At 71.8% G+C, this 24,935-nt stretch carries 24 protein-coding genes; 12 read left to right on the top strand and 12 right to left on the bottom strand.

Going from position 1 to position 24,935, the window contains the following annotated elements:
- The first annotated feature begins 29 nt into the window (after positions 1-29).
- From MFF04_RS15685 to MFF04_RS15675, 3 genes are read left to right on the top strand one after another with little or no spacing between them, the layout of a single operon-like run.
- Positions 30-923 (top strand): glycosyltransferase family 2 protein, encoded by an 894-nt coding sequence (locus tag MFF04_RS15685; protein WP_238277125.1) that lies wholly within the window; start codon positions 30-32, stop codon positions 921-923.
- 44 nt (positions 924-967) lie between these two features.
- A complete protein-coding gene (locus tag MFF04_RS15680) occupies positions 968-2,017 on the top strand; it encodes an acyltransferase family protein (RefSeq protein ID WP_238277138.1) in 1,050 nt (349 codons plus the stop codon).
- Complete coding sequence (locus MFF04_RS15675; RefSeq protein ID WP_238277123.1) at positions 2,014-2,349, top strand: hypothetical protein; 336 nt, start codon at positions 2,014-2,016, stop codon at positions 2,347-2,349. The genes MFF04_RS15680 and MFF04_RS15675 overlap by 4 nt, the downstream gene beginning before the upstream one ends.
- Here the strand turns inward: MFF04_RS15675 and MFF04_RS15670 are convergent.
- Together MFF04_RS15670 and MFF04_RS15665 are read right to left on the bottom strand one after the other, a co-directional pair.
- The gene (locus MFF04_RS15670; RefSeq protein ID WP_238277121.1) at positions 2,322-2,594 is read right to left on the bottom strand and encodes a DUF3297 family protein; all 273 of its coding nucleotides are present in this window, start codon (positions 2,592-2,594) and stop codon (positions 2,322-2,324) included. The two genes, MFF04_RS15675 and MFF04_RS15670, sit on opposite strands and share 28 nt — an antisense overlap.
- A gap of 39 nt (positions 2,595-2,633) precedes the next feature.
- Positions 2,634-3,248: a CatB-related O-acetyltransferase gene (locus tag MFF04_RS15665; RefSeq protein WP_238277119.1), complete on the bottom strand. Its 615-nt coding sequence runs from the start codon at positions 3,246-3,248 to the stop codon at positions 2,634-2,636.
- Between the two features lie 81 nt (positions 3,249-3,329).
- Between MFF04_RS15665 and MFF04_RS15660 the strand changes: the two genes are divergently transcribed.
- A complete protein-coding gene (locus tag MFF04_RS15660) occupies positions 3,330-5,636 on the top strand; it encodes an NADP-dependent malic enzyme (RefSeq protein WP_238277117.1) in 2,307 nt (768 codons plus the stop codon).
- 89 nt (positions 5,637-5,725) lie between these two features.
- Here MFF04_RS15660 and ppx read toward each other — a convergent pair whose 3' ends face one another.
- From ppx to MFF04_RS15640, 4 genes are all read right to left on the bottom strand, one after another.
- Positions 5,726-7,246 carry an exopolyphosphatase gene (gene ppx / locus MFF04_RS15655; protein WP_238277136.1) on the bottom strand — a complete coding sequence of 507 codons (1,521 nt, stop codon included), beginning with the start codon at positions 7,244-7,246 and terminating at the stop codon, positions 5,726-5,728.
- Positions 7,247-7,357: 111 nt separating this feature from the next.
- A complete protein-coding gene (locus MFF04_RS15650; protein ID WP_238277134.1) occupies positions 7,358-9,799 on the bottom strand; it encodes an RNA degradosome polyphosphate kinase in 2,442 nt (813 codons plus the stop codon).
- A gap of 107 nt (positions 9,800-9,906) precedes the next feature.
- Entirely contained in the window at positions 9,907-10,644 is a 738-nt protein-coding gene (locus MFF04_RS15645) for a P-loop NTPase family protein (protein WP_238277116.1), read from the bottom strand.
- 60 nt (positions 10,645-10,704) lie between these two features.
- On the bottom strand, positions 10,705-11,808 hold the full coding sequence (locus MFF04_RS15640; RefSeq protein WP_238277115.1) for an AI-2E family transporter: 1,104 nt from the start codon (positions 11,806-11,808) through the stop codon (positions 10,705-10,707).
- A 141-nt stretch (positions 11,809-11,949) separates the two neighbouring features.
- Between MFF04_RS15640 and purM the strand changes: the two genes are divergently transcribed.
- Together purM and purN are read left to right on the top strand one after the other, a co-directional pair.
- Positions 11,950-13,020: a phosphoribosylformylglycinamidine cyclo-ligase gene (gene purM, locus MFF04_RS15635; protein WP_238277114.1), complete on the top strand. Its 1,071-nt coding sequence runs from the start codon at positions 11,950-11,952 to the stop codon at positions 13,018-13,020.
- On the top strand, positions 13,017-13,664 hold the full coding sequence (gene purN / locus MFF04_RS15630) for a phosphoribosylglycinamide formyltransferase (protein WP_238277113.1): 648 nt from the start codon (positions 13,017-13,019) through the stop codon (positions 13,662-13,664). The genes purM and purN overlap by 4 nt, the downstream gene beginning before the upstream one ends.
- A 240-nt stretch (positions 13,665-13,904) precedes the next feature.
- Here the strand turns inward: purN and MFF04_RS15625 are convergent, their stop codons facing one another.
- Both MFF04_RS15625 and ndk read right to left on the bottom strand, forming a co-directional pair.
- Entirely contained in the window at positions 13,905-14,270 is a 366-nt protein-coding gene (locus MFF04_RS15625; RefSeq protein ID WP_238277112.1) for a hypothetical protein, read from the bottom strand.
- A gap of 160 nt (positions 14,271-14,430) precedes the next feature.
- On the bottom strand, positions 14,431-14,853 hold the full coding sequence (gene ndk, locus MFF04_RS15620) for a nucleoside-diphosphate kinase (RefSeq protein ID WP_238277111.1): 423 nt from the start codon (positions 14,851-14,853) through the stop codon (positions 14,431-14,433).
- 215 nt (positions 14,854-15,068) lie between these two features.
- Here ndk and MFF04_RS15615 point away from each other — a divergent pair, with 215 nt between their 5' ends.
- A complete protein-coding gene (locus tag MFF04_RS15615) occupies positions 15,069-15,620 on the top strand; it encodes a DUF2147 domain-containing protein (protein ID WP_238277110.1) in 552 nt (183 codons plus the stop codon).
- Between the two features lie 19 nt (positions 15,621-15,639).
- On the opposite strand, the gene MFF04_RS15610 is transcribed toward MFF04_RS15615, so the two are convergent.
- The gene (locus MFF04_RS15610; RefSeq protein WP_238277109.1) at positions 15,640-16,275 is read right to left on the bottom strand and encodes a glutathione S-transferase N-terminal domain-containing protein; all 636 of its coding nucleotides are present in this window, start codon (positions 16,273-16,275) and stop codon (positions 15,640-15,642) included.
- Between the two features lie 242 nt (positions 16,276-16,517).
- On the opposite strand from MFF04_RS15610, the gene MFF04_RS15605 reads away from it, so the two are divergent.
- Genes MFF04_RS15605 through MFF04_RS15585 form a run of 5 tightly spaced genes read left to right on the top strand, consistent with a single transcriptional unit; the run spans position 16,518 to position 20,387 of the window.
- Positions 16,518-16,772: a hypothetical protein gene (locus tag MFF04_RS15605; RefSeq protein WP_238277107.1), complete on the top strand. Its 255-nt coding sequence runs from the start codon at positions 16,518-16,520 to the stop codon at positions 16,770-16,772.
- A 14-nt stretch (positions 16,773-16,786) separates the two neighbouring features.
- Positions 16,787-17,224 carry a DUF4345 domain-containing protein gene (locus MFF04_RS15600; RefSeq protein WP_238277106.1) on the top strand — a complete coding sequence of 146 codons (438 nt, stop codon included), beginning with the start codon at positions 16,787-16,789 and terminating at the stop codon, positions 17,222-17,224.
- Positions 17,217-19,223 (top strand): FUSC family protein, encoded by a 2,007-nt coding sequence (locus MFF04_RS15595; protein ID WP_238277105.1) that lies wholly within the window; start codon positions 17,217-17,219, stop codon positions 19,221-19,223. The genes MFF04_RS15600 and MFF04_RS15595 overlap by 8 nt, the downstream gene beginning before the upstream one ends.
- A 4-nt stretch (positions 19,224-19,227) precedes the next feature.
- Entirely contained in the window at positions 19,228-19,422 is a 195-nt protein-coding gene (locus MFF04_RS15590) for a DUF1656 domain-containing protein (RefSeq protein WP_238277104.1), read from the top strand.
- Positions 19,422-20,387: an efflux RND transporter periplasmic adaptor subunit gene (locus MFF04_RS15585; RefSeq protein WP_238277103.1), complete on the top strand. Its 966-nt coding sequence runs from the start codon at positions 19,422-19,424 to the stop codon at positions 20,385-20,387. Before MFF04_RS15590 ends, MFF04_RS15585 begins: the two co-directional genes overlap by 1 nt.
- 825 nt (positions 20,388-21,212) lie before the next feature.
- On the opposite strand, the gene gatB is transcribed toward MFF04_RS15585, so the two are convergent.
- The 3 genes from gatB to gatA form a co-directional block, all read right to left on the bottom strand.
- Complete coding sequence (gene gatB, locus MFF04_RS15580) at positions 21,213-22,685, bottom strand: Asp-tRNA(Asn)/Glu-tRNA(Gln) amidotransferase subunit GatB (RefSeq protein ID WP_238277102.1); 1,473 nt, start codon at positions 22,683-22,685, stop codon at positions 21,213-21,215.
- Positions 22,686-22,754: 69 nt separating this feature from the next.
- A complete protein-coding gene (locus MFF04_RS15575; RefSeq protein WP_238277101.1) occupies positions 22,755-23,054 on the bottom strand; it encodes a hypothetical protein in 300 nt (99 codons plus the stop codon).
- Between the two features lie 377 nt (positions 23,055-23,431).
- A complete protein-coding gene (gene gatA, locus MFF04_RS15570; RefSeq protein WP_238277100.1) occupies positions 23,432-24,913 on the bottom strand; it encodes an Asp-tRNA(Asn)/Glu-tRNA(Gln) amidotransferase subunit GatA in 1,482 nt (493 codons plus the stop codon).
- Between the last annotated feature and the right edge of the window lie 22 nt (positions 24,914-24,935).

The following is a 24,935-nucleotide window of genomic DNA, read 5'->3' as shown; positions in this document are numbered from 1 at the left end:
GAGGGGGGAGGGACGCCGCGCGGGAGCCGATGCCGTCGACCCTTTCCCTCACCGCCGTCGTCGTCGCCCATGACAGCGCGGGCGCCCTCCCCGCCTGCCTCGCGGCGCTCGCCGACGAGGGTGTTCCGGCGATCGTCGTCGACAACGCCAGCCGCGACGCCTCCGCCGCCGTGGCTGAGGCGGCCGGAGCACGGGTGATCCGAAACCCCCGCAACGAGGGCTACGGGCGGGCCAACAACATCGGCGTGCGCGCGGCCACCGAGGCCAGCCACGTCCTGATCCTCAATCCCGACGTGACCCTGCGGCCCGGCGCCGTTGCGGCGCTGACGGCGGCGGTGCGAGCCTACCCGGACGCGGGCCTGCTCGCCCCGCGCATCACGGAACCGGACGGGCGCTTCTTCTATCAGCCGCGCTCGCTGCTCGCGCCCTACCTCCACAACAGGCTCGGCCGGCGGGACCTGCCCGAGGGCGACGCCTGCGCGCCCTTCCTCTCCGGCGCGTGCCTGCTGGCGCCCCGCGATCTCTTCCTGGCGCTCGGCGGCTTCGACGAAAAAATCTTCCTGTTCTACGAGGACGACGACCTCTGCCGGCGGGTGATCGAGGCCGGGCGCAGCCTCGTCCACGTCCACGGGGCGCAGGCGCTGCACGGGCGCGGCCGCTCCTCGGCGCCGGAGCCGGGCCGGGTGTTCCGGGCCCGCTGGCATCTCGCCTGGTCGCGGGCCTATGTCGGCCGCAAGTACGGGATCACCGAGAACCCGTGGCCGGGGCTCGCCGCCAACGCCGCCAAGGCGGCGCTCTCGGCGCTGGTGCTGCGGCGCGCCGGTCTCGAGCGCTACGGCGGCTCGGCGATGGGTGCGTTGGCGGCCTTGCGGGGCCTCAGCGCGCTGGCCCGCGAGGGATTGGCGGAGACCCCGGCCCCGTGATCGCCCTGCCCGCCTTCCTTCGCGGCGAGACCGTCGCGGACGCGATGGCGCGTCCGCGCAACGCCTTCACCGGCCTGCGCCTCGTCCTCGCCGTGATGGTAGTCGTCTCCCACGCCTTCAGCGTCGCGACGGGCGGCCTCCTCGACGAGCCCCTGACGCGGGCGACCGGCTTCACCCTCGGCGAGCACGCGGTGAACGGCTTCTTCGCCGTCTCCGGCTTCCTCGTGACCATGAGCCTCGACCGGCGCGGCGCCCGCGACTACGTCGTCGCGCGCACGCTGCGCATCCTGCCGGGGCTGGCGGCGGCCACCCTCCTCGTCACCTTCGGCCTCGGCACCGCGATGACGGCGCTGCCGGCCGGAACCTACGTGAGCGAGCCCGGCACCTGGCGGTTCGTGCTCAACACGCTGACCACCTTCAAGAGCAACGCCAGCTTGCCCGGCGTCTTCGCGCAGAACCCCTATCCGAGCCCGCTCGGGACGGTCTGGACCCTGAAATACGAGGTGCTCTGCTATCTCGGCGTTCTGGCGGCGGGCTTTCTCGGATTGTTGCGCCGGCCGCGCGCCGTCGCGGGTCTCGCGCTCGTCCTCGCCCTGGCCTTGCTGGCGCTCGATGCCACGCGCGCCGACCTGCCGAAGGGCCTGGAGACGGCCCTGCGCCTGCCGCTGATCTTCGCGATCGGCGCCGCGTTCTACCTCAACCGGTCCCAGGTGCGCCTGTCGCTGCCGCTGGCCGCGGGGCTCATCGCCCTCTGCGCGCTCCTGCACGGGACGCCGCTCTACCGCACCGGGCTCTTCGCGGCGGAGGCCTACGGCGGGGTGGCGCTCGGCTTCGCCCCGGCGCTGGCCCGGCCGCTCCTCGACCCGAAGGCCGATCTCTCCTACGGGGTCTATCTCTACGGATGGCCGATCCAGCAGAGCCTGCACGCGCTCTACCCAGGCACGTCCGGCGCCGCGCTGCTGGCGCCCTCGCTGGTTCTGGCGCTGATGGTCGCGGCCCTGTCCTGGTACGCCGTCGAGCGGCCGGCGCTCCGCCTCAAGGCGCGCACGCTCGGCCGGCGGACGCTCCGCACCATCGAGCCCGCAGGGCCGTGACGGAAGCGGGCCCCCTCCCCCCGCGCGAGGCGCTCGCCCTGGCCCGCGCCCTGCTGGAGGCGGAAGGGCTCGGCGTGACCGCGATCAACGAGCGCGGCGACAGCCTCTACCTGAGGCGCCCGGGCGGGGCGCGGACCCTGCGGCTCTCGAACCATGCCCGCCGCCCGCGCCAGCGGCGCACGCATCCGGAAGTCGGCACCAGCCTCGTCATCGACGGCTCCCGCGGCCGGGCGGGGATCGCCGCGCTGGTACGGGGTGCGCTCCGCGACCTCGCGGCGGCGGAGGCCCGAGGGCCCTCTCCGGATCAGGTGCCGGAGAGGTCGCGGAAATAGGGCTCCACGGTGCCCTTCAGCTTCACGGTCATGGGGTTGCCGGCCCGGTCGAGGGTCTTGCCGGCGGAGAGCCGCACCCAGCCCTCGCTGACGCAGTACTCCTCGACATTGGTCTTCTCGACGCCCTTGAAGCGCACGCCGACGCCGCGCTCCAGCGCCCGCTCGTCGTAGTAGGGGCTCGACGGGTTCACCGCGAGGCGGTCCGGCGGCGTGTCGGCGGTGGTCGTCGCAAGGGGGTCGGTCATGGGCTCGAACCTTCGATCGTTCCCGGGGCCGTAGGGGATTCAGGCCCGCGCCGCAACGGCGCGCTCGGCCAGCGCCTCCACCTGCCCGCTCTGGAGGAGCGGCACCAGCCGGGCGACCTCCGCGTGGGGCAGGTCCCACCAGGCGCAGGCCAGCAGCCGCTCGACCTGCGCCGGCTCGAAGCGGTGGCGCACGATCCGGGCAGGATTGCCGGCCACGACCGCATAGGGCGGCACGTCGCGGGTGACGACGGCGCGGGCGGCGACGACCGCGCCGTGGCCCACCGTGACGCCCGACAGGATCATGCAGCCCGAGCCGAGCCAGACATCGTGCCCGATCGCCACGTCCCCTCGGCTCGCGTGGTAGTCGGCCGGCGCCTCGGCCTCGGGCCAGAGCCCGCGCATGGCCGCGAAGGGGTAGGTCGACACCCAGTCGAGCCGATGGTCGCCGCCGAGCAGGATCTCGACCTTGTCGGCGATGGAACAATAGCGGCCGATCGTCAGCCGCCTCCCGGAATCGGGAAAGCGGACCTTCGGGCGCCCGTAGGAGTAGGCGCCGATGGAGAATCCGTATCGCCGGACGAGCTTTTCGAGGTGAATCCGGGTCTCGTTGTGCGGGTTGCGCCCGCTCCGAAGCCGGTGCAACAGAGCCCTCATCGAGCGCCCTCCCGCAGCGGGCGCGGGCACAGGATGGGCGCGCGCCGGGCGGCGCGAGAGCAGCCGGGAAAGGGAGAGGCCATGGCCGACAACATGTCCGAGGATCTCAAGTCCGGCGCCCTCGTCTATCACCGGCTGCCCAAGCCCGGAAAGCTGGAGATCCAGGCCACCAAGCCGCTCGGCAACCAGCGCGACCTGGCCCTCGCCTACTCCCCGGGCGTCGCCGCCGCCTGCATGGCGATCCACGACGACCCGCAGGAGGCCGCCACCCTCACCATCCGCCAGAACCTCGTCGCCGTGCTCACCAACGGCACCGCCGTGCTCGGCCTCGGCGACATCGGCCCGCTCGCGGCCAAGCCCGTGATGGAGGGCAAGGCGGTCCTCTTCAAGAAGTTCGCCGGCATCGACGTGTTCGACGTCGAGGTGGCCGAGCACGACGTGGCGCGCCTCGTCGACGTGGTCTGCGCGCTCGAGCCGACCTTCGGCGGCATCAACCTCGAGGACATTAAGGCGCCGGAGTGCTTCGAGGTCGAGGAGCAGTGCCGGGCGCGGATGAACATCCCCGTCTTTCACGACGACCAGCACGGCACCGCGATCATCGTCGCCGCCGCCGTCCTGAACGGGCTCGAGCTCGCCGGCAAGGCGCTGGCGGATGCGCGGATCGTCACCTCGGGCGCGGGCGCGGCGGCGATCGCCTGCCTCAACATCCTCGTCTCGCTCGGCGCTCGGCGGGAGAACATCACCGTCACCGACATCAAGGGTGTGGTCTATGCCGGCCGCACGGAGCTGATGGACCGCTGGAAGTCGGTCTACGCGCAGGAGACGCAGGCCCGCACGCTCGCCGAGGTCATCCCCGGCGCCGACGTGTTCATCGGCCTCTCGGCGGGCGGGGTGCTCAAGCCCGAGTACCTCGAGACGATGGCCGACAAGCCGCTGATCATGGCGCTCGCCAACCCCTATCCCGAGATCATGCCCGACCTCGCGCAGGCGAAGCGTCCGGACGCGATGATCTGCACCGGCCGCTCAGACTTCCCCAACCAGGTCAACAACGTCCTCTGCTTCCCCTACATCTTCCGCGGCGCGCTCGACGTCGGCGCCACCTCGATCAACGAGGCGATGAAGATCGCGGCGGTGAAGGCCATCGCTGCGCTCGCCCGCGAAACGCCCTCCGACGTGGTCGCCCGCGCCTATGGCGGCGAGGCCCGGCCCTTCGGCCCGAACTCCCTGATCCCGAGCCCCTTCGACCCGCGCCTGATCCTGCGGATCGCCCCGGCGGTGGCCAAGGCCGCCATGGAGTCCGGCGTCGCCGGCCGCCCGGTGCCCGACATAGAGGCCTACGCCGAGAGCCTCGACCGCTTCGTCCACCGTTCCGGCTTCGTCATGAAGCCGCTCTTCACCAAGGCCAAGGAGAACCCGAAGCGGGTCATCTACGCCGAGGGCGAGGACGAGCGCGTGCTGCGCGCCGCGCAGGTCGTGGTCGAGGAGGGCGTCGCCCGGCCGATCCTGGTCGGTCGCCCCCGCGTCGTCGAGGTGCGCTTGAAGCGCTTCGGCCTGTCGCTGCGCATGGGCCAGGATTTCGACCTGATCGATCCCGAGGACGATCCGCGCTACCGCGCCTACGTCCAGACCTATCTCGAGGTCGCCGGGCGCCGGGGCATCACGCCGGAGGCCGCGCGCACGCTGGTGCGCACCAACAGCACCGTGATCGGCGCGCTCGCCGTGCGCCGGGGCGAGGCCGACGCCCTGGTCTGCGGCCTGGAGGGGCGCTTCGAGACGCGCCTGCGCATCATCCGCGACGTGATCGGGCTGGCGCCGGGCGTCGGCGAGTGCGCCGCGATGAGCCTGATCGTCACCAAGAAGGGCGCCTTCTTCCTCGCCGACACCCATGTCCGCCAGGATCCCACGGCCGCCGAGATCGCCGACGTGGCGGTGGCCTGCGCCGAGCACGTCACCCGCTTCGGGCTGACCCCGAAGATCGCGCTCCTCAGCCACTCGGATTTCGGGCAGTCGGATTCGGCCTCGGCGCGCAAGATGCGCTCGGCGCTGGAGCTGATCGCGGCCCGCGCGCCGGAGCTTCAGGTCGACGGCGAGATGCAGGCCGACACCGCCCTGGTGGAGCTGGTGCGCGACCGGGTGCTGCCGGGCTCGCGCCTGAAGGGGGCGGCGAACGTGCTGGTCTTCCCGAACCTCGACGCGGCCAACATCGCCTTCCAGTTCGCCAAGGTGCTGGCCGACGCGCTGCCGGTCGGACCGCTGCTGATCGGCCCGGCGCGGCCCGCACACATCCTGACGCCCTCGGTCACGGCCCGCGGCATCGTCAACGTCACCGCCGCGGCGGTGGTGGAGGCGCAGTCCTGCCAGGCGCTGCCGGAGCTCGGCAGCGCCTGAGCGCGTCGGACGCGGACTTGTCCCCTCTCCCGTCCCGCGGGAGAGGGTCGCACCGCTGATCGATCCTTTAGCGGGAAGCCGCCCGGGCCTCAGGCGATCTCGACGCGCCCGTCGAGGCCGATGACCCGGCCGAGGCCGCGCACGCGCCCGAGCAGGCGGTCCCCTGCGAGCCCCTGCCACTCGGGGGGCACCCGCAGCACGACCTTGCCGTCGCCGGCCAGCACCGGCATCCGCTCCAGGGTGCCGGCCATGCCCGCCGAGACGGGATAGGCGACGCGCAGGAGCGCGCCGAGGAGGCGCGCCCGCTCGAACAGGCGCGGTCCCGCGAGGCTCCGCAGCATCGGGCTCGCCTTCTCCGGCGCCACGCCCTCGTGGCGGAAGTACACGGCGAGCGCGAGATAGGCCCGGCCCGGATGGTCGACGCCGACGAAGGCCGCGTTGGTGATGATGTTGACGCTCTGGTCGCCCCGGTAGTCCGGATGCGCCCGCCAGCCGATGTCGGAGAGCAGGCAGGCGGCGTGGCGCAGGCGGCGCTCGTCGGCGGTCTCCGGCCCGTCGAGGCTCGCCACGAACCGGTCCGTCCAGTCGATCAGCTCCGTCGCGTGGCCCGGTGAGCGGGCGCGCAGCGTGTTGAGCTCGCCCGCCGCGACGATCAGCGGGTCGAGGGCGCGGGTCTCCCGGTCGAGCAGCTCGAAGAGCAGGCCCTCGCGCACCCCGGAGGCCGAGATCGCCACCTCCCGCGGGCGGCCGAGCCGGATGATCTCCTCCAGCACCACGGCCCCGTAGGCGAGCAGCGGCCGGCGCGCCTCGGAGACCGCCTCGACGTCCTGCAGGAGCGCGGCGTCGACGGTCTCGACGACGTTGAGGAAGTTCAGCTCGTCGCTCGGCTCGACGCTGTAGCCGTGCATGACGTGGATCGGGTAGTTGCGCGCGGCCTGGTGCAGCCGGGCGATGGCCCGCCAGGTGCCCCCGACGGCGTAGAAGGTCCGCCCGCGCAGGGTCTCGAGCTGCGGCTCGGCCTTCTTGAGGTTCTCGCGGGCGATCTTGACGGCCTTCTTGACGGAGCCGCCGGAGAGGTCCTGCAGGGCGAGGCCGCCGAGCGGCATGGTCACGCCCTGGCCGATCACCGCGCCGCGCACGTCGACGAGCTCCAGGGAGCCGCCGCCGAGGTCGCCCACCACCCCGTCCGGGGCATGGAAGCCGGACACGACGCCCATCGCCGAGAGCTCGGCCTCCCGCCGGCCCGACAGCAGCTCGATGCGCGTGCCGCAGGCCTCCTCGGCCGCGGCGATGAAGGCCGGCCCGTTCTCGGCGTCCCGCGCGGCCGCCGTGGCGAGCACGGTCAGGCGCGAGACGTTCATGATCCCGCACAGCACCCGGAAGCGCGTGAGCGCGGCGAGCGCCTTGCGTACCGCCTCCTCGGCGAGCCGGCCCGTGCTCAGCACGTTGCGGCCGAGCCCGCACAGGACCTTCTCGTTGTAGACCGGCGTCGGCGCCCGCGAGAGGGAGTCGTAGGCGACGAGGCGGACCGAGTTCGAGCCGATGTCGATGATCGCGACGGGGGCCGGCCGGCCGCGCCGGGGGCTGTCCGCAGAATGGGCGAGCGTCAGGCTGGCGCTATGGGGTGCCAAGGGCGCTTCCTTGCGTCGGACGCGCCCGGCACCGGAGCCGGGCGGGAGGGGGCGTGGGCCGGGCCCGCGCCTTGCGCCGGGGGCGTCCGCTCACGGACGCTGCGCCCGGCGGCTGAGGGCGCGCGGACTCGACTTCTTCGACGACTTGCCCCGGCCCGAGAGGCTCGGGTTCGTCATGAAGTACTTGTGCGCGTTGAACGGCTCCTCGCCCTCGGCGGGGTGGATCCGCTCGCTCGCGCCGGAAGCGAGTACACGCCAGCTCTGCCGGTTGTCGAGGAGGTTCGCCAGCATGATCTGGTCGAGCACCTGCTGGTGCACAGTCGGATTGACGATGGGCAGCAGCGCCTCGACGCGCCGGTCGAGGTTGCGCTGCATGAGGTCGGCCGAGGAGATGTAGACGATCGAGCGCGGGTGCGGCAGACCGACGCCGTTGCCGAAGGCGTAGATGCGCCCGTGCTCCAGGAAGCGGCCGACGATCGACTTCACCCGGATCGTCTCGGAGAGACCGGGGATGCCGGGCCGCAGGCAGCAGATGCCGCGCACCACGCAGTCGATCTGCACCCCGGCCTGGGAGGCGTCGTAGAGCGCGTCGATGATCTGCGCGTCGACGAGGGAGTTGCACTTGATCCAGATCGCCGCCGGACGCCCCGCCTTGGCGTGGGCGGCCTCGGCCTCGATGTGCTCGAGGAGCTTCGGCTTGAGGGTCAGCGGCGAGACCGCCATGCGCTCCAGCTCGGCGGGCTCGGCGTAGCCGGTGATGAAGTTGAAGATGCGGCTCACGTCCCGCCCGACCGCCGGGTCGGCGGTGAAGAAGGACAGGTCCGTGTAGATGCGCGCGGTGATCGGGTGATAGTTGCCGGTGCCGATATGGCAGTAGGTGACGAGCCGCTCGCCCTCGCGCCGCACCACCATCGACAGCTTGGCGTGGGTCTTCAGCTCGACGAAGCCGAACACCACCTGGGCGCCGGCCTTCTCGAGGTTGCGCGCCCAGCGGATGTTGGCCTCCTCGTCGAAGCGGGCCTTCAGCTCGACGAGCGCGGTCACGGACTTGCCCGCCTCCGCGGCCTCGGCCAGCGCCGCGACGATCGGCGAGTTCGAGGAGGTGCGGTAGAGGGTCTGCTTGATCGCCACCACGTTCGGGTCGCGGGCGGCCTGGGCGAGGAACTGCACCACCGAGTCGAAGGACTCGTAGGGGTGGTGGACGATGAAGTCCTTCTGCCGGATCGCCGCGAAGACGTCGCCGCCGCTCTCGCGGATGCGCTCGGGGAAGCGCGGGTTGTAGGGCTTGAACTTGAGGTCGGGCCGGTCGATCCCGACGATCTGCGAGAGTTCGTTCAGCGCCAGCATGCCCTCGACGAGGAACACCGCGTCGGCGCCGATCTCCAGCTCGTCGGCGACGAAGGCGCGCAGGTCCTCCGGCGTGCCGGCCTCGATCTCCAGGCGGATCACGATGCCCCGGCGGCGCTGCTTGAGCGCCGTCTCGAAGTGCAGGACGAGGTCTTCCGCCTCCTCCTCGATCTCGAGGTCGGAGTCGCGGATGACCCGGAAGGCGCCCTGCCCCTTCACGAGGTAGCCGGGAAACAGCCGCCCGGTGAAGGCGACGATGACCTGCTCGATGGCGATGAAGCGCGCCACCGGATCGCCGGCGAGATCCGGCAGGCGCACGAAGCGATCGATGATCGCCGGCAGGCGGATCAGGGCGCGCAGCACCCGCCCGTCGCGGGGGCGCACCAGCATCAGGGCGATCGTGGTGCCGAGGTTGGGGATGAAGGGGAACGGATGGGCCGGGTCGATGGCGAGCGGCGTCAGCACCGGCAGCACGTTGGAGAGGAAGTACTCCTCCAGCCAGGCCGAATGCTCCGGGGCGAGCTCGCCGGGCTCCACGAGATCGATGTCGACCCCGTGCAACTCCTCCCGCAGGGCCCGCCAGCGGGCCTGCTGGTCCTCGGCGAGACGCGAGACCTCGGCGCCGATCCGCGCGAGCTGCTCGGTGGGGCTGAGCCCGTCCTGAGAGGGCAGCGTCAGCCCGGCCCTGACCTGGTCGTGCAGGCCCGCGACGCGGACCATGAAGAACTCGTCGAGATTGTTGGCCGAGATCGAGAGGAAACGCAGGCGCTCCAGGAGCGGATGTCGCGCGTTCTCCGCCTCCTCCATCACCCGGCGGTTGAACTGGAGCCAGGACAGCTCGCGGTTCACGAAGCGCTCGGGGGAGTGGCGGAGCGCTCGGCCCGCCTCCAGCACGCTGTTGCGGGAGGCCTCCTCATGAGCCTCCGCCGGGTGCGGCTCGGAGGCCGGCGGCCACTCGTCGCCCGCGGCTTCGGCCACCGTGGGGTCGACCTCCGGCGCGTTCCGGGTCGCGGCCTCGCGGGCGGCGGTCCGCACCGGGCGGGCGGCCGGGCGGCGAACGGTGCGGCGCTTGGCCGGAGCGCGACCCGCCGGGGCGGCGGCGCGGGCGGGGGGCGTCTCGGCCGCGGCCTCCTCGGCGCGCTCCGTCGTCCCGGCATGCTCGCGATCGTGGCCGGCCGTGTCCATCTCCGCCAAGATTCTGCTCCCTCGCCCGTCTCGAAGCCGCCGTTCGGGCGGCCCTTACCATGACACCCGACCTCGGCGTTTGACAGTTTGATGACGGTCGGCGGGGCTCAGCTGTTCCCCGGCCCGTCCTCGCTCTCGTCCTCGTCGCCGGCGAGGCCGAGCCGCGCGAGCACCTCGAGGACGAGGGGCTTGGTGATGCGCCGGCCCCGGCTGAGGGCGTCGCGATCGAGGGCGGTCACGATCTCGCGGGCCCGGCCGATGGAGCGGTCGATGCGCAGCGCCAGGGCGTCGACGACCCGCAGATCCACGACGAGCTGGCGGTCCACGAACAGCTTCACGAGCACCGCCCGCAGCAGGGCCTCGTCCGGCGGCTCGATGGCGGCGCCGGGGGCGAGGCGCAGGCGCGAGCGCAGATCCGGCGTCGTGAGCCCGATGGCGTCGACCGGGCGCCCGCTCGTCACCAGCACCGGGCAGCGGCGCTCGCGGGCGAGGTTGAGAAGGTGGAACAGGGCGGCCTCGTCGCGCCCCTCGGGCCGGTCGACGTCCTCGACCACCAGGGCGCCGTTCGAGATCAGATGGGGCACCTGCCCTTTACCGATCTCGCTGGCCGAGACTGTCCAGGCGTGGGCCCGGCTCGCCCAGATCGAGGCGAGATGGCTCTTGCCGCTGCCGGGCGGCCCGGTGAGCACGGTCACAGTGTCGGGCCAGCGCGGCCAGGATTCCACGAGCGCGTAGGCCGCCTCGTTCGCCGGGCTGACGAGGAAGTCCTCGCGGCCGTAGCGGGGGTCGAGGGGCAGCTCGAAGGCGAGCTGTCGAGGGATGGTGTCGCGCGTCGGGGGCAGCATGGGGCGCAGACAGAATCCGGCTGCGCGCCGCGGGTCAAGGGTCGATCGGTCGAGGGTCTATCAGGGCTCGATGCGCCGCACCTCCTCGGGCAGCAGCACGGGCTGGCCGTCGTGGTAGAGCCGGCTGCTCAGGTAGCGCTCGATGCCGAAGCGGGCGACGACCCCGAGGGAGGCGGCCACCGGCACGGCGAGCAAGAGCCCCGCGAAGCCGAACAGCGAGCCCGCCGCGAGCAGCGCGAACATCAGCCAGACCGGGTGCAGGCCGACCGAGTCGCCGACGAGCTTCGGGGAGAGAATGTTGCCCTCGAAGAACTGCCCGACCAGAAACACCCCGACCGTGAGCCCGATATGCAGCCAGTCGGAGCCCGGCCAGAACTGCACCACGGCGACGCCGACCGAGAGTAGGAAGCCGGTGAGCGTGCCGACATAGGGGATGAAGGTGAGCAGCCCCGCGATCATGCCGATCAGCACGCCGAAGTTCAGCCCCACCGCCCACAGGCCCACGGCGTAGAAGGTGCCGAGGATCAGGCAGACCAGGGTCTGGCCCCGGATGAAGCCCGTCACCGCGCCGTCGATCTCGTGGCCGAGGCGGCGCACCACCGGGCGGTGCCGGGGTGGCGTCCAGCCGTCGAGCTTGGCGATCATCCGGTCCCAGTCGACGAGGATGTAAAAGGCCACCACCGGCGTCACCACGAGGAGCGAGACGATCGAGACCAGCGCCTGGCTGCCGGTCCAGAGCGAGGCCAGGAAGGTCATCAGCCAGGAGCCGCCCTGCGCGGCGAGGGTGCCGACCGAGGATTGCAGGTCGGAGAGCACGTCGGCGCCGCCGACCTTCTGGAGGAGCGGGCCGGCGTGCTCGGCGAGGATGGCCTGGAGCCGCTGGACGGTTCCCGGAAGCGCCGCGGCGAGCCCCGCGATCTGCTTGACGGCGACGGGGGCCAGGATCAGCAGCGTCACCACCAGCACCGCCACGGCGAGCGCCAGGATCACCAGGCTCGCCGCCAGCCGCCCGAGGCCGAGGCGCTCCAGCCGGTCGGCGAGCGGGTCGAGGAGATAGGCGAGGATGAAGCCGGCGATGAACGGCATCAGCACGTCGCGCAGCAGGTAGAGGAGCGCCACGAACAGCACCAGCGCCCCGGTCCCGATGATCACCCTGCCCCGCATCCGCGCCGCCCCCGCTTCGATCGGGCGCGACCTTGGGTGCGAAGCCCCGCCCGATCAAGGGCGCGCCGCCCGTGCCCGACTCGCGCTGGCGCTCCGAAGCCGATAGAGACCGGCCGAACGAGACGGGACAGGTTTGCGGGCATGGCGGCCGAGAACGACAAGGGCATGACCTACGCGGGGGCGGGCGTCGACATCGACGCCGGCAACGCCATGGTCGAGGCGATCAAGCCGCTGGTGCGCGCCACCCGCCGCCCCGGCGCCGACGCGGAGATCGGCGGCTTCGGCGGCCTGTTCGATCTCAAGGCCGCGGGCTTCTCAGACCCGATCCTGGTGGCCGCCAACGACGGCGTCGGCACCAAGGTGAAGATCGCCATCGACACCGGCCGCCACGACACCATCGGCATCGATCTCGTGGCGATGTGCGTGAACGACATCATCGTCCAGGGCGCCGAGCCCCTGTTCTTCCTCGACTACCTCGCCACCGGCCGCCTCGTGCCGGGCATCGGCGCCGACATCGTGCGCGGCATCGCCGAGGGCTGCCGCCGGGCCGGCTGCGCGCTGATCGGCGGTGAGACCGCCGAGATGCCCGGCCTCTACTCGGGCGAGGATTACGACCTCGCGGGTTTCGCGGTGGGCGCCGCCGAGCGCGGCACGCTGCTGCCCCGCGAGGAGCTGGCCGCGGGCGATGTGGTGCTCGGGCTCCCCTCCTCCGGCGTCCACTCGAACGGCTACTCGCTGGTCCGCCGCATCGTCGTTGCCAGCGGGCTCCCCTACGACGCGCCCGCCCCCTTCGCGCCTGGAAGCAGCCTCGGCGAGGCGCTGCTCGAGCCGACCCGCATCTACGTGAAGCCGCTGCTCGCTGCGCTGAAGGAGACCGACGGCATAAGGGCGCTCGCGCACATCACCGGCGGCGGCTTTCCCGACAACCTGCCCCGCGTGCTGCCGGGGCATCTCGGCATCGCCATGGACCTCGACGCCGTGGCGCCGCCGCCGGTGTTCGGCTGGCTCGCGGCGACGGGCGGGGTCGCCGAGCGCGAGATGCTGCGCACCTTCAACTGCGGCATCGGCATGGTCGTGATCGCCGCCGCCGACCGGGCCGACGCCGTGCGCGCGGCTCTCGAGAAAGCCGGCGAGCGGCCGGTCGCCATCGGCCGCGTCACCGAGCGGGGCCCCGAGCCCGTGACCTTCTCCGGCCGCCTCGCGCTCGCATGAGCCGGACCCGCACCGCGGTCCTGATCTCGGGCCGCGGCTCGAACATGACCGTCCTGGTCGAGGCGGCCAAGGCTGCGGACTATCCCGCCGAGATCGCCCTGGTGCTCTCGAACCGTCCGGAGGCCGCGGGCCTCGCCTACGCCGCCGGGCAGCGCATCCCGACGCTCGCCCTCGACCACCGGGCCTACCCGGACCGTGGCTCCTTCGACGCCGCCCTCGACGGCGCTCTGCGGGAGGCCGGCATCGAGCTCGTGGTGCTCGCGGGCTTCATGCGCATCCTGACGCCGGGCTTCGTGGAGGCCTGGGCCGGGCGGATGATCAACATCCATCCCTCCCTGCTGCCCCTGTTCCGGGGCACGCACACCCACGAGCAGGCGCTCGCCGCGGGCGTGCGCGTGCACGGGTGCAGCGTCCACTACGTGGTGCCGGAGCTCGATGCCGGGCCGATCGTCGCCCAGGCGGCGGTGCCCGTGCTGCCCGGCGACGACGCCGACGCGCTCGCCGCCCGGGTGCTGGTGCAGGAGCACCGGCTCTACCCGGCGGCGCTGGCGATGATCGCCTCCGGCCGGGCCCGCCTCGAGGGCGGCCGGGTGATCCTCGCGGAGGCGGCACGCGACGCGGGCGGCGCCCTGCTCAGCCTCTGAAACGGTTTTCGGGATGTCGCGGGAGTCGCGGGCTCCCTCCACCCTCGCCTACGCGAGGGACCCTCCCCCGCAGAGGGTGGAGGGAGGCGCGCGTCCCGGCCAATGCATGAACCCAGTCACGCGGTCGGGGACAGCAACCCTTTGCACCACCCGCTCCCGTACGGAAGCGGCATGAAACGAGAGCGCCCCGGCGCGGTCTCCACCGGGCCGGGGCGCTCTCGCCGATCGATGCGGTCTGCCTCAGACCGGGCGCTGGAGCTTGCAGGAATCGAGCGCCGAGAGCGCCTTGGCGCGGGCGGAGTCGTTGAAGTAGCCGGTGGTGCGGTAGGCCTCGATCTCGCTCTCGTCGAGGCTGCGCAGGGTCTGCCTGGCGTAGCAGCCGCAGGGCCGCTCAAGGGAGGCCTCGGGAGCGCTGGTCATGCGGGCCTGGATGACCGTGCAGGCGTGGCGGACGCGGCTCTCGAGGTTCGCCTTCGGCGCGGTGCGCAGCGCCGGGTCGGGCTGGTATTGCTCGAAGGGCGCGGAGGAGCCGGCGGCGAGGGCGGCGGTCGCGCCGAGGGCGAGGAGGCCGGCGGCGATCAGCGTGGGGAGGCGGCGCGTCGTCATGGCGGGGTGTTCGAGTCCGGTGGCGTGAGGTCCCGATGGACCGGGGGCCGTTGGACTCCTCCCGAGAGCGCTCCGTCAAGGGCGCCTCCGCCACAGCGAGGGTTTGCGGGAGAGTACCGAGAAAGACGGCGCGCGGGTGTGCCCCGCGCGCCACCCGGGATCAGCCGGCGATGTCGCCCTCGCCGAAGAACTGGGCGATCTCGATCGCGGCGTTCTCGGCGGAGTCGGAGCCGTGCACGGTGTTCTCGCCGACCGACTGGGCGAAGCGCTTGCGGATCGTGCCCTCGGCGGCCTGGGCCGGGTTGGTGGCGCCCATCACCTCGCGGTACTTCGCCACGGCGTTCTCGCCCTCGAGCACCTGCACGACCACGGGGCCGGAGGTCATGAACTCCACGAGCTCGCCGAAGAAGGGGCGCTCCTTGTGGACCTCGTAGAACTTTTCCGCCTGGGCGCGGCTCATCTGGATGCGGCGCTGGCCGACGATGCGCAGGCCCGCCTCCTCGATCACGGCGTTCACCGCGCCGGTGAGGTTCCGCTTCGTGGCGTCGGGCTTGAGGATGGAGAAGGTGCGCTCGGTGGCCATGGTCCGTCCGGTTTCCGTCTGTGATGGTGGTGTCGCGGGCGGGATTTCCGCAACGGCGCCGGGCTTATAGCCCTGCCCTCACCGCCCCTCAACCCGACTTCTCCGGCCATCGGCGGGAAGCGTGGCCATGGCTCCGGCGCAACACCGCCGAAAAATCGCCCGAATGCGACACTTCACTCCAGGGCAGACGACCCCGCCACCACGGAGATCTGTCCATGCCCGCGTCCCGCCCGCTTCTCGCCGCGCTCGCGCTTGCCGGCCTCGCCACCGCCGCCCATGTCCCCGCGGCTCTTGCCGAGGTCGGCAAGGATCCGTCCGGCACCTGGCTCACGGAGGACGGCCGCGCCAAGATCCGCATCGACCGCTGCGGGCCCTCCCAGGCCCATGTCTGCGGCAAGGTGGTGTGGCTGAAGGTGCCCAACACCGATGCCGGTGCCCCGCGCACCGACATCAAGAACCCCGACCCGAAGAAGCGCACCCGCCCGGTGATGGGCCTGCCGCTCATCGAGGGGTTGAAGCCGGACGAGCAGAAGTTCTCCGGCGACATCTACAACATCGAGGAAGGCAAGATCTATCAGGTCAGCCTGGAGCGCGAGAGCGCCTCGGAGCTGTCCGTGTCAGGCTGCCTGCTCAAGGTGCTGTGCGGCTCGCAGACCTGGACCCGCGTGCCCGACGTGAACCAGCAGGCGGCGGCGGCCCCGGAGGCCGCCAAGGACGCGGCGAAGCCGAAGGTCGCGGGCAAGCCCGTCAAGGCCGCCGAAGAGTAGGCCGCCGAGGAGCAGGCTCTCAGATCGCGGCGAGGCCCCGCTGCACAGCGGGGCGGGCGAGCACCGCCTTCAGCCAGCGGGCGACGTTCGGCAGGGCGGCGAGGTCGATGCCCTGCTTCTCGTGGAACTTCGCCCAGGTCACGCAGGCCATGTCGGCGATGGAGTAGTCGCCGGCCAGGTACTCCGCCTCGCCGAGCCTTGTGTCGAGCACCCGGTAGAGGCGGTCCGCCTCCGTGGTGAAGCGCTCGATCGCGTAGGGGATCTTCTCCTGCGCGTAGATGCGGAAATGGTGGGCCTGCCCGAGCATCGGCCCAAGGCCCCCGACCTGCCAGAACAGCCACTGGTCGACGAGAGTGCGGGCGCGCTCCTCGCTCGGGTAGTGGCAGCCGCTCTTGCGGCCGAGATACTGCAGGATCGCCCCCGATTCGAAGACGCTGATCGGCGCGCCACCCGGCCCGTCGTAGTCGACGATGGCGGGGATCTTGTTGTTCGGCGAGATCTTGAGGAAGTCCGACGCCATCTGGTCGCCCCGGCCGATGTTGACCGGCACGATGCGGTAGGGGATGCCGCACTCCTCCAGCATGATCGGCACCTTCCAGCCGTTCGGCGTGCTCCAGGTGTGGACGTCGATCGGTTTGCCGGTGACGGCCGCCATGTCCCGCTCCTCTGTCCCGTTCCCGGGGGTCTGGCTCCTGCCGGATCGGCCGCGCCGCCCTTCGGGCTGTCGTCGGCGCGGCTGCCAGCTAAGCCGTTTTACCCTCTCCGCTCAAGCTTGGTTCCCGTGCGGAAGCCGTGGGTAGCGTGCGGGCGGGGCTCGCAACCCCTTGCCGCGGAACCGCCTTGCCGCTGAGATGGGGGGCCCGGCTCATCGGGTGAACCACGCGACCGGATTCTTACATGCCCGCACGCATCGTCCCGGCGGCCATCTCGGCGGCCTTCCTGGCGCTCGCCGTCGCCCTGCCGCTTCCGGCCGCCGCGCAAGGCGCGGGCGCCAAGGAGCCGACGGTCGGGCAGCTCGCCGGCCGCGAGCGGCAGAAGAAGTGCGGGGTCGAGTGGCGGGCGCTTTCCGCCGCGGAGAAGACCGCCCAGGGGCCGCGCTGGCCGCAATACATGAGCAAGTGCGTGAAGCGCCTGAAGGAGCAACGGGCCTGAGCGCGCCGGCCGCCATGGAGGGCGAGCGCCGCCTGCTGCAGCGGGTGGTGGCGGTGGCCGGGCTGGTGCCGGTGCTGGCCGGGCTCTACGGGGTGCTGTTCGGCGCCAACGGCCTCTCGGCCGGCGTCGCCGACGTCTCCGCCGACAGCCATTTCCGCTACCTCTCGGGGCTGCTCACCGGCATCGGCCTGTTGTTCTGGTCCTGCGTGCCGGGGATTGAGACCAAGGCGCGCCTGTTCCGGTTCCTCACCCTCGTCGTGGTGCTCGGCGGCCTCGCCCGGCTCCTCGGCCTGTGGCTGACGGGCCTGCCCTCCGCGACGATGCTTGCCGCCCTCGGCATGGAGCTCGTGGTCACGCCCCTGCTCTGCCTCTGGCAGGCGCGGGTCGCCGGCAGGGCGCGCGACGCGGCGCAGGCCCTCGATCCGGCCACCCGTCCCACCGGCGATGTCTGAGGCCGTCGGGACGCGGCTCGACCGCGCCCTCGACCTCGCCGAGCGGGTGGTGCCGCCGCCCTCGGCCTGGGCCTTCGCGGCGCGCATCTGGCTCGCGATGGTGCTGGCCCTCTACGCGGCGTTCTGGCTCCAGCTCGACAGCGCCGGCTCGGCGATGGTCTGCGTGGCGATCCTCGCCCAGCCCAAGCGCGGGCAGGCGCTCTCGAAGGCGCTCTACCGCTTCCTCGGCACGCTGATCGGCGGCGCCGTCTCGATCGTCCTCGTGGCGGCCTTCGGGCAGGACCGGGTGCTGATGCTCGTCGGCTTCACCGCCTGGCTGAGCCTGTGCGTGTTCGCCGCGAACTACCTTCAGGACACCCGCGCCTATGGCGCGATGCTCTCGGGCTACACGGTCGCGATCATTGCCATCGCCCATCTCGACGCGCCGCAGCAGGCCTTCGACGCCGCGCTCGCCCGCGTCGCGGCGATCACGGTCGGCATCGCGGCGATCACCTTCATCAACGACGCGCTCGCCTCGCCGAGCACCTGGCAGGCCCTGCGGCGGACGCTCGACGAGGCGGTCGCGACGGTCTCCGCCTTCGCCGTCGAGGCGGTGGAGCGGGGCGATCCCGGCCCGGTCCGGGCGCTCGCCATGATCCGCCTCGTCGCGCCGATGCGCGCGGACGCCTCCGCCATCGCCGGGGAGCTCGACGATGGGCCGCAGCGGGCGGCCGGCGCCCGCAGCGCCCTCGCCGGGCTCTACGCGATGATCGCGGCGGCACGGACCTTTCCGGCCGCGGCCGCCGCCGTGCCCCCCGGCTCCGAGCGGGTCGCCGAGGCCCGCGCGATCTGCGCACGCCTCGTGCCCACGGCCGAGCCGGAGGCGTTCGAGCCCGGTCTCGCCCGCCTGCGTGTGCTCTTCGACGCCGCCACCCACGCCTCCGATCCCGACCCCGCGGAGGTGCTCGCCCTGCGCCGCGCCCTCGACCTCGCGACAGCCGCCTTCCACGTGCGGGACGGGGCCCGCGCGCTGGCCACCGGGCGTCGTCCGGTCCGCGATGCCCGGCTCCCGACGCACCGCGACTTCCCCGTGGCGCTGCGGGCCGCCGCGCGGATCGCCCTCGCCTTCGGCCTCAGCGCCGCGTTCTTCGTGGCGACGGGCTGGCCGGCGACGACCTTCGCCCTGGTGCAGGTGGCGGCGACCGGCGCCCTCTCCGCCCTGAACCCCGATCCGAAGCGCTTCGCCGTCGGCGTGCTCATCGGCATGAGCCTTTCCGCCGCCTGCGCCGGGTTCGTGCTGTTCGTGGTGCTCGCCGGCGCGCAGGGCTTTCCGCTGCTCGCCATCGCCATCGCGCCGGTGGTGTTCCTGGCCTGCTTCCTGAGCCTGCACCCGCCGACCTTCGGGGTCGGGTTCATCCTGCTCGTGTTCTTCCCCGTGCTGCTCGGGCCCTCGAACCCGCAGAGCTACGACCTTCAGGCCTTCCTCTCGAACGCGCTGCTCGTGATCGTGGCGGCGCTGATCCTGGCGATCACCGTGCGCCTCGTCCTGCCGGTGACGCCGCACCAGGCGCGGGCCTTCGCCTTCGGCTCGGCGCGGGGCTCGCTGCGCTCGGCGCTCGCCGGGGAGGGCGGCGACGCGACGACGCGCACCAGCCTCAACAGCGACCGTCTCGCCCAGTTCGCCCAGTGGAACACCGGCCGCGCCCCGGCGCAGGCCCGGCGCCTGGAGCTCGCCTTCGCGCTCGCGCATCTCGAAGCCTGCGCCACCCGGACCCATGCCGCCCTCGACCGCCTCCCCGCCGGCTTCGGCGACGCCGCGGACCGGGCGCGGGCCGCCCTCGCCGTGGCCTCCCCCGGGGCGATGGCCGAGGCCTCCGCCGGCCTCCTGCGCCGGGCGCGGGAGGCGGAGCCCGGCCCTGCCCTCGATCTCGCGACGGCGGCGACCGATCTCGCGGCCGCCGGGCGTGTTATCAGCCGTCACGGGCGCTTCCTGCGCCGCTTCGCCGCGAGGCCGGCCTGAGGACATGCACCGCGACATCGACATCGACGGCGTCCTGCTCTCGCCCTTCGTGGCCTACGCCGCCCTCGCCTTCGCGGGGCTGGTGCTGCTGCGGATGCTGTTCGCGCGGATGCCGCTCGCCCGCTACGTGGCGAACCCGCCGCTCGTCGAGGCGAGCCTGTTCGTCTGCCTCCTCGCCCTCGTGATCGCCCTCACCTGATGCCCTCCGAGACTGCGAACGACCCTCGCGCCAAGCGCCGCGCCGGCCGCCTGCTCCGGCTCCTCGCGACGCTGGCGATCCTCGTGCTCGCCTTCGCGGCGGCGGCCTTCGTCTGGGATTTCTACGTGCACGCCCCCTGGACGCGGGACGGGCGGGTGCGGGCGCAGGTCGCGGGCATCGCCCCGGAGGTCTCCGGCCGCATCGTCACGCTCAACGTGCGCGACAACCAGCAGGTCGCGAAGGGCGATCTGCTCTACGCGATCGATCCGGTCGACTACGAGGTCGCCGTCGCCCTGGCCGAGGCGGAGGTGAAGAACCGCGAGGCCGATCTCCAGGTGAAGCAGGCGCAGGCCGCGCGGCGCGAGCAGCTCACCACCCTCTCGACCTCGATCGAGGAGAAGCAGCAGTTCGCCGGCACCGCCAGGATCGCCGAGGCCGCGCTGGAGAGTGCCCAGGCGCGGCTGCGCCAGGCCAGGGTCGATCTCGACCGGGCGACCGTGCGGGCGCCCGTGAACGGACGGGTCACGAATCTGCTCCTGCGGGTCGGCGACTACGCCGCGAAGGGCAGCGTCAACATCGCGATCATCGACACGGATTCCTTCTGGATCGATGGCTACTTCGAGGAGACGAAGCTCGGCCATGTTCAGGTCGGCGCCGAGGTCGAGGCGGCGCTGATGGGCTACTCCGCCCCCCTTCGCGGCCGGGTCGAGAGCATCACGCTCGGCATCTCCACCGCCAACGCGACCCCGAGCACCCAGGGCCTGCCCTCGGTCGATCCCGTCTACACCTGGGTGCGCCTCGCCCAGCGGGTGCCGGTGCGGGTGCGCATCGAGCGGGTGCCCGAGGGCGTCACCCTGGTGGCGGGCATGACCTGCACGGTCTCGGTCGGCGCCTCGGGCGCGGGCGGCCGCGGCTGGCTCGCCTCGCTCCGCGAGCGACTCGCGGGAGCGTCCGCGGCTCGTTAAGGGGCGAGCCGTTCGGTTACGGCATCTGCCCCCTCGGGAAGACCGAGATCCTGGAGCGGGAAGCCCCCTGAAAGGCCGCCGCGAAAATCTCGCGGCGCGGCGAAAGGGCCGCCAACTCGTTGGAATGATTGTTTTGCGCCGCGCCAAGGGCGCTCGAAATCATCGTTCGGCAAGCGAGACGGAAAATTTCCTGTTGACGGCTCGCGAATACGGTCGCAGTCTCTCGGTGTGCTTCGCGAGAGCAAGCACAGAACGGCAGGACGAGAGCGAATGCTGTCGCCCATCACGTCGATGCATCAGGAGGAGACAGGAATGACTCCACCGGAGCGGAAGGCCGCATAGACGGACCCGGCACGGTTCGGCCCGGATCCCAGCGGCGCACAGACGGACGACCGGACGGAAGCGGCTCCAGGGGCGCAGAAGCGGCCGATCACACGGCACGCCTTCGAACACGCTGAAGGCCCCACCTCAACCGCGTCCGAACCCGGTCCCGCCGGGGCGAAGAAGCCCTGGCGAGGCTCGAGACATCGCGATCCTCACCCGCAGGTGCACGGCTCGAGGCCGGGGGCGCCCCTCTCGCATGCACGCTTGCCGGTGCAGCCATCACACACGGTCTTCGGCTGATCGGATCGGGCCGCGCGGCGCGATCTCCTCTCCCCGTCGCACGGGGAGAGGCCTGACTTCACCTCATCGTGCCTATGGAAGCGGAGGCGAAGCCGCAGCGGCGGTGAGGGAGAAGGCGCGGCCCTCTCCCGCAAGCGAGGAGAGAGGTTCCCGCCCGCGCCGACGGGGATCAGCCGGTATAGAGAGACTCTGAGCCCGGCCTCACTCGATGCCGAGCTTGGCCTTCAGGAGCGCGTTGACGGCGGCCGGGTTGGCCTTGCCGCCGGTGGCTTTCATGGTCTGGCCGACGAACCAGCCGAGCAGGGTCGGCTTCTCCTTCGCCTGGGCGACCTTGTCCGGATTGCCGGCGATGATCGCGTCCACGGCGGCCTCGATGGCGCCGGTGTCGGTGACCTGCTTCATCCCCCGCTCTTCGACGACGGCGCGTGGGTCGCCGCCTTCGCTCCAGACGATCTCGAAGAGGTCCTTGGCGATCTTGCCGGAGATGGTGCCCTCGACGATGAGGTCGACGATGGCGCCGAGCTGGGCCGCGGAGACCGGGGTCTCCTCGATGCCCTTGCCCTCCTTGTTGAGGCGGCCGAACAGCTCGTTGATCACCCAGTTCGCGGCGAGCTTGCCGTCGCGTCCCTTGGCCACCGCCTCGTAGTAGTCGGCGGAGGCGCGCTCGGCGACGAGCACGCCCGCGTCGTAGGGCGAGAGGCCGAAATCGGAAACGAAGCGGGCCTTCTTGGCGTCGGGCAGCTCCGGCAGGCCGGCGGCGAGGCCGTCCACGAAGGCCTGATCGAACTCCAGCGGCAGCAGGTCCGGATCGGGGAAGTAGCGGTAGTCGTGCGCCTCCTCCTTGGAGCGCATGGAGCGGGTCTCGCCCTTGCCCGGATCGAACAGGCGCGTCTCCTGGCCGATCCGGCCGCCATCCTCGAGGATCGCGATCTGGCGGCGCGCCTCGGTCTCGATGGCCTGGCCGATGAAGCGGATCGAGTTGACGTTCTTGATCTCGCAGCGGGTGCCGAGCGGTTCGCCCGGGCGGCGCACGGAGACGTTGACGTCGGCGCGCAGGTTCCCCTTCTCCATGTCGCCGTCGCAGGTGCCGAGGTAGCGCAGGATGGTGCGCAGCTTCGTCACGTAGGCCCGCGCCTCCTCCGAGGAGCGGAGATCCGGCCGCGAGACGATCTCCATCAGCGCGACGCCCGAGCGGTTGAGGTCGACGAAGCTCTGGGTCGGGCTCTGGTCGTGGAGCGACTTGCCGGCGTCCTGCTCGAGGTGCAGGCGCTCGATGCCGACCGTGATGCTCTCGCCCTCGGGGAGGTCGACCAGCACCTCGCCCTCGCCGACGATCGGGTCCTTGTACTGGCTGATCTGGTAGCCCTGGGGCAGGTCCGGGTAGAAGTAGTTCTTCCGGTCGAACACCGAGCGCAGGTTGATCCGCGCCTTCAGCCCGAGGCCGGTGCGCACGGCCTGGGCGACGCACTCCTCGTTGATGACCGGCAGCATGCCGGGCATCGCCGCGTCGACGAGGGAGACGTGGGCGTTGGGCTCGGCCCCGAAGGCGGTGGCGGCGCCGGAGAACAGCTTCGATCGGCTCGTGACCTGGGCGTGGATCTCCATGCCGATCACGACCTCCCAGTCGTGCAGGCCGCCCTTGATGAGCTTCTTGGGGTTCACGGGTGCGGTCATGGTCGCCTGGGGATCGCCTGGAGTCCGGCCGGTTGTCCGGACCGAGTTAGGTGGGGACCGGAGCGAGGGTCAAGCGCGGCGGGCGAGGACCCGCCGGGCGCCGTAGCCGACGAGCGCCCAGAGAAAGGCGCCGACGAGCCGGACGGGGAAGAAGGTCGGCCCGTCGTGGCTGATCGGGGCGGGCCAGGGGATGCCCACCGCCGTGATCGCCCAGGAGGCCAGCACCGAGACGGCGAGCGCGATGATCGCGGCGATGAAGACCTTGCCGAACTGGCTCGCCGTGTAGCCGAGGTAGAGGGCGAGCCCGATCAGGATCGGATCGAGGGCGGCGACGATCCAGACGGTCCAGGGGTAGACGGGAACGGTCACTAAATTTCGGCCTTATCTACCCACCGCTTCATCGAGCGTGCTTTCGGAGATGATCTGCTGTGTGGCGGGCCTCATTGATTAGAGGAGTCGCTGAAGTCCCGCTCACGAGTGTAGGAAAGAGGTCGCAGAATCGAACAATGAAATCAGATTTCTTTTTGAAGCGGCGTAACTCGTATAGGGCAGCCATCTTGCTTGCGATTGGTCTGTGCGGATCATCCAAATATGTCATTAATTCAAAGAATCTCGCGTGCTCTGATATAGAGCCTTTTCGCCAGTAGCCCGCTACAAATACAATTGCGGACAAGGCGAGAGTTATGAGGGGAACTGCTACCCCTCCCCAAGCAAGCCATTCCGACGTGTTCTGGGGTATCACGGCTTCACGCCCACCACACCTTCGGCCGCGCGAGCACCCCGGCGGCCTCCTCGATGACCTGGCCGGCGGCGAAGAGCGTCTCCTCGTCGAAGGGCCGGCCGATGAGCTGGAGGCCGAGCGGCAGCCCTTGCGCGTCGAGCCCCGCGGGCATCGCGATGCCGGGCAGGCCCGCCATGTTCACCGTCACCGTGAAGACGTCGTTGAGGTACATCTCCACGGGGTCCGCGCTCGCCTTCTCGCCGATCCCGAAGGCGGCGGACGGGGTGGCGGGGGTCAGGATCGCATCGACGCCCTCGGCATAGGCGGTCTCGAAGTCGCGCTTGATCAGCGTGCGGATCTTCTGCGCGCGCACGTAGTAGGCGTCGTAGTAGCCCGCTGAGAGCACGTAGGTGCCGATCATGATGCGCCGCTTCACCTCGCGGCCGAAGCCGGCGGCGCGGGTGTTCTCGTACATCGAGACGATGTCCTTACCCGGCACGCGCAGCCCGTAGCGGACGCCGTCGTAGCGGGCGAGGTTCGAGGAGGCCTCGGCCGGGGCGACGATGTAGTAGGCCGGCAGCGCGAGCTTGGTGTGCGGCAGCGAGATCTCCCGGATCGTCGCGCCGGCCGCCTTCAGCCACTCCGCGCCCCGGTCCCAGAGGGCCTGGATCTCGGCAGGCATGCCCTCGACCCGGTACTCGCGCGGGATGCCGATGGTCAGCCCCTTCACGCCCCGCGAGACGGCGGCCTCGAAGTCCGGCACGGCGATGTCGACGCTCGTGGTGTCGCGGGGGTCGTGGCCGGCCATGGAGCCGAGCAGGATCGCCGAGTCGCGCACGGTGCGGGCGATCGGCCCCGCCTGGTCGAGGGAGGAGGCGAAGGCCACGATCCCCCAGCGGGAGCAGCGCCCGTAGGTCGGCTTGATGCCGACCGTGCCGGTGAAGGCGGCGGGCTGGCGGATCGAGCCGCCGGTGTCGGTGGCGGTCGCGCCGAGGCAGAGGCGGGCGGCCACCGCCGCCGCCGAGCCGCCCGAGGAGCCGCCGGGCACGATCGCCGCGTCGGAACCGTTGCGGCGCCAGGGCGAGATGACGTCGCCGTAGGCGCTGGTCTCGTTCGAGGAGCCCATGGCGAACTCGTCGAGGTTGAGCTTGCCGAGCATCACGGCGCCGTCGCGCCAGAGGTTTTCCGAGACGCGAGACTCGTAGTGCGGCGTGAAGCCCTCGAGGATCCTCGAGGCCGCGGTGGTGGCGACGCCCTCGGTGCAGAACAGGTCCTTGATGCCGAGCGGCAGGCCCTCCAGCGGGCCGCCCTCGCCGGCGGCGAGCCTGGCGTCGGAGGCGTCGGCCATCGCCAGCGCCCGCTCGGGCGTCTCGACGAGGTAGGCGTTCAGCGCCCGCGCCTCGGCGATCGCGTCGACATGGGCCTGCGTCAGCTCGCGGGCGGAGAAGCTGCGCGCCTTGAGGCCGTCGCGGGCCTCGGCGAGGGTGAGTTCGTTGAGTGCGCTCACGTGTCCCGTCGTCTCTCGTGGT

This window comes from Methylobacterium jeotgali, assembly GCF_022179345.1.
Taxonomy (GTDB): Bacteria; Pseudomonadota; Alphaproteobacteria; order Rhizobiales; family Beijerinckiaceae; genus Methylobacterium; species Methylobacterium jeotgali.
This window is presented reverse-complemented; position numbering and strand designations above follow the sequence as displayed.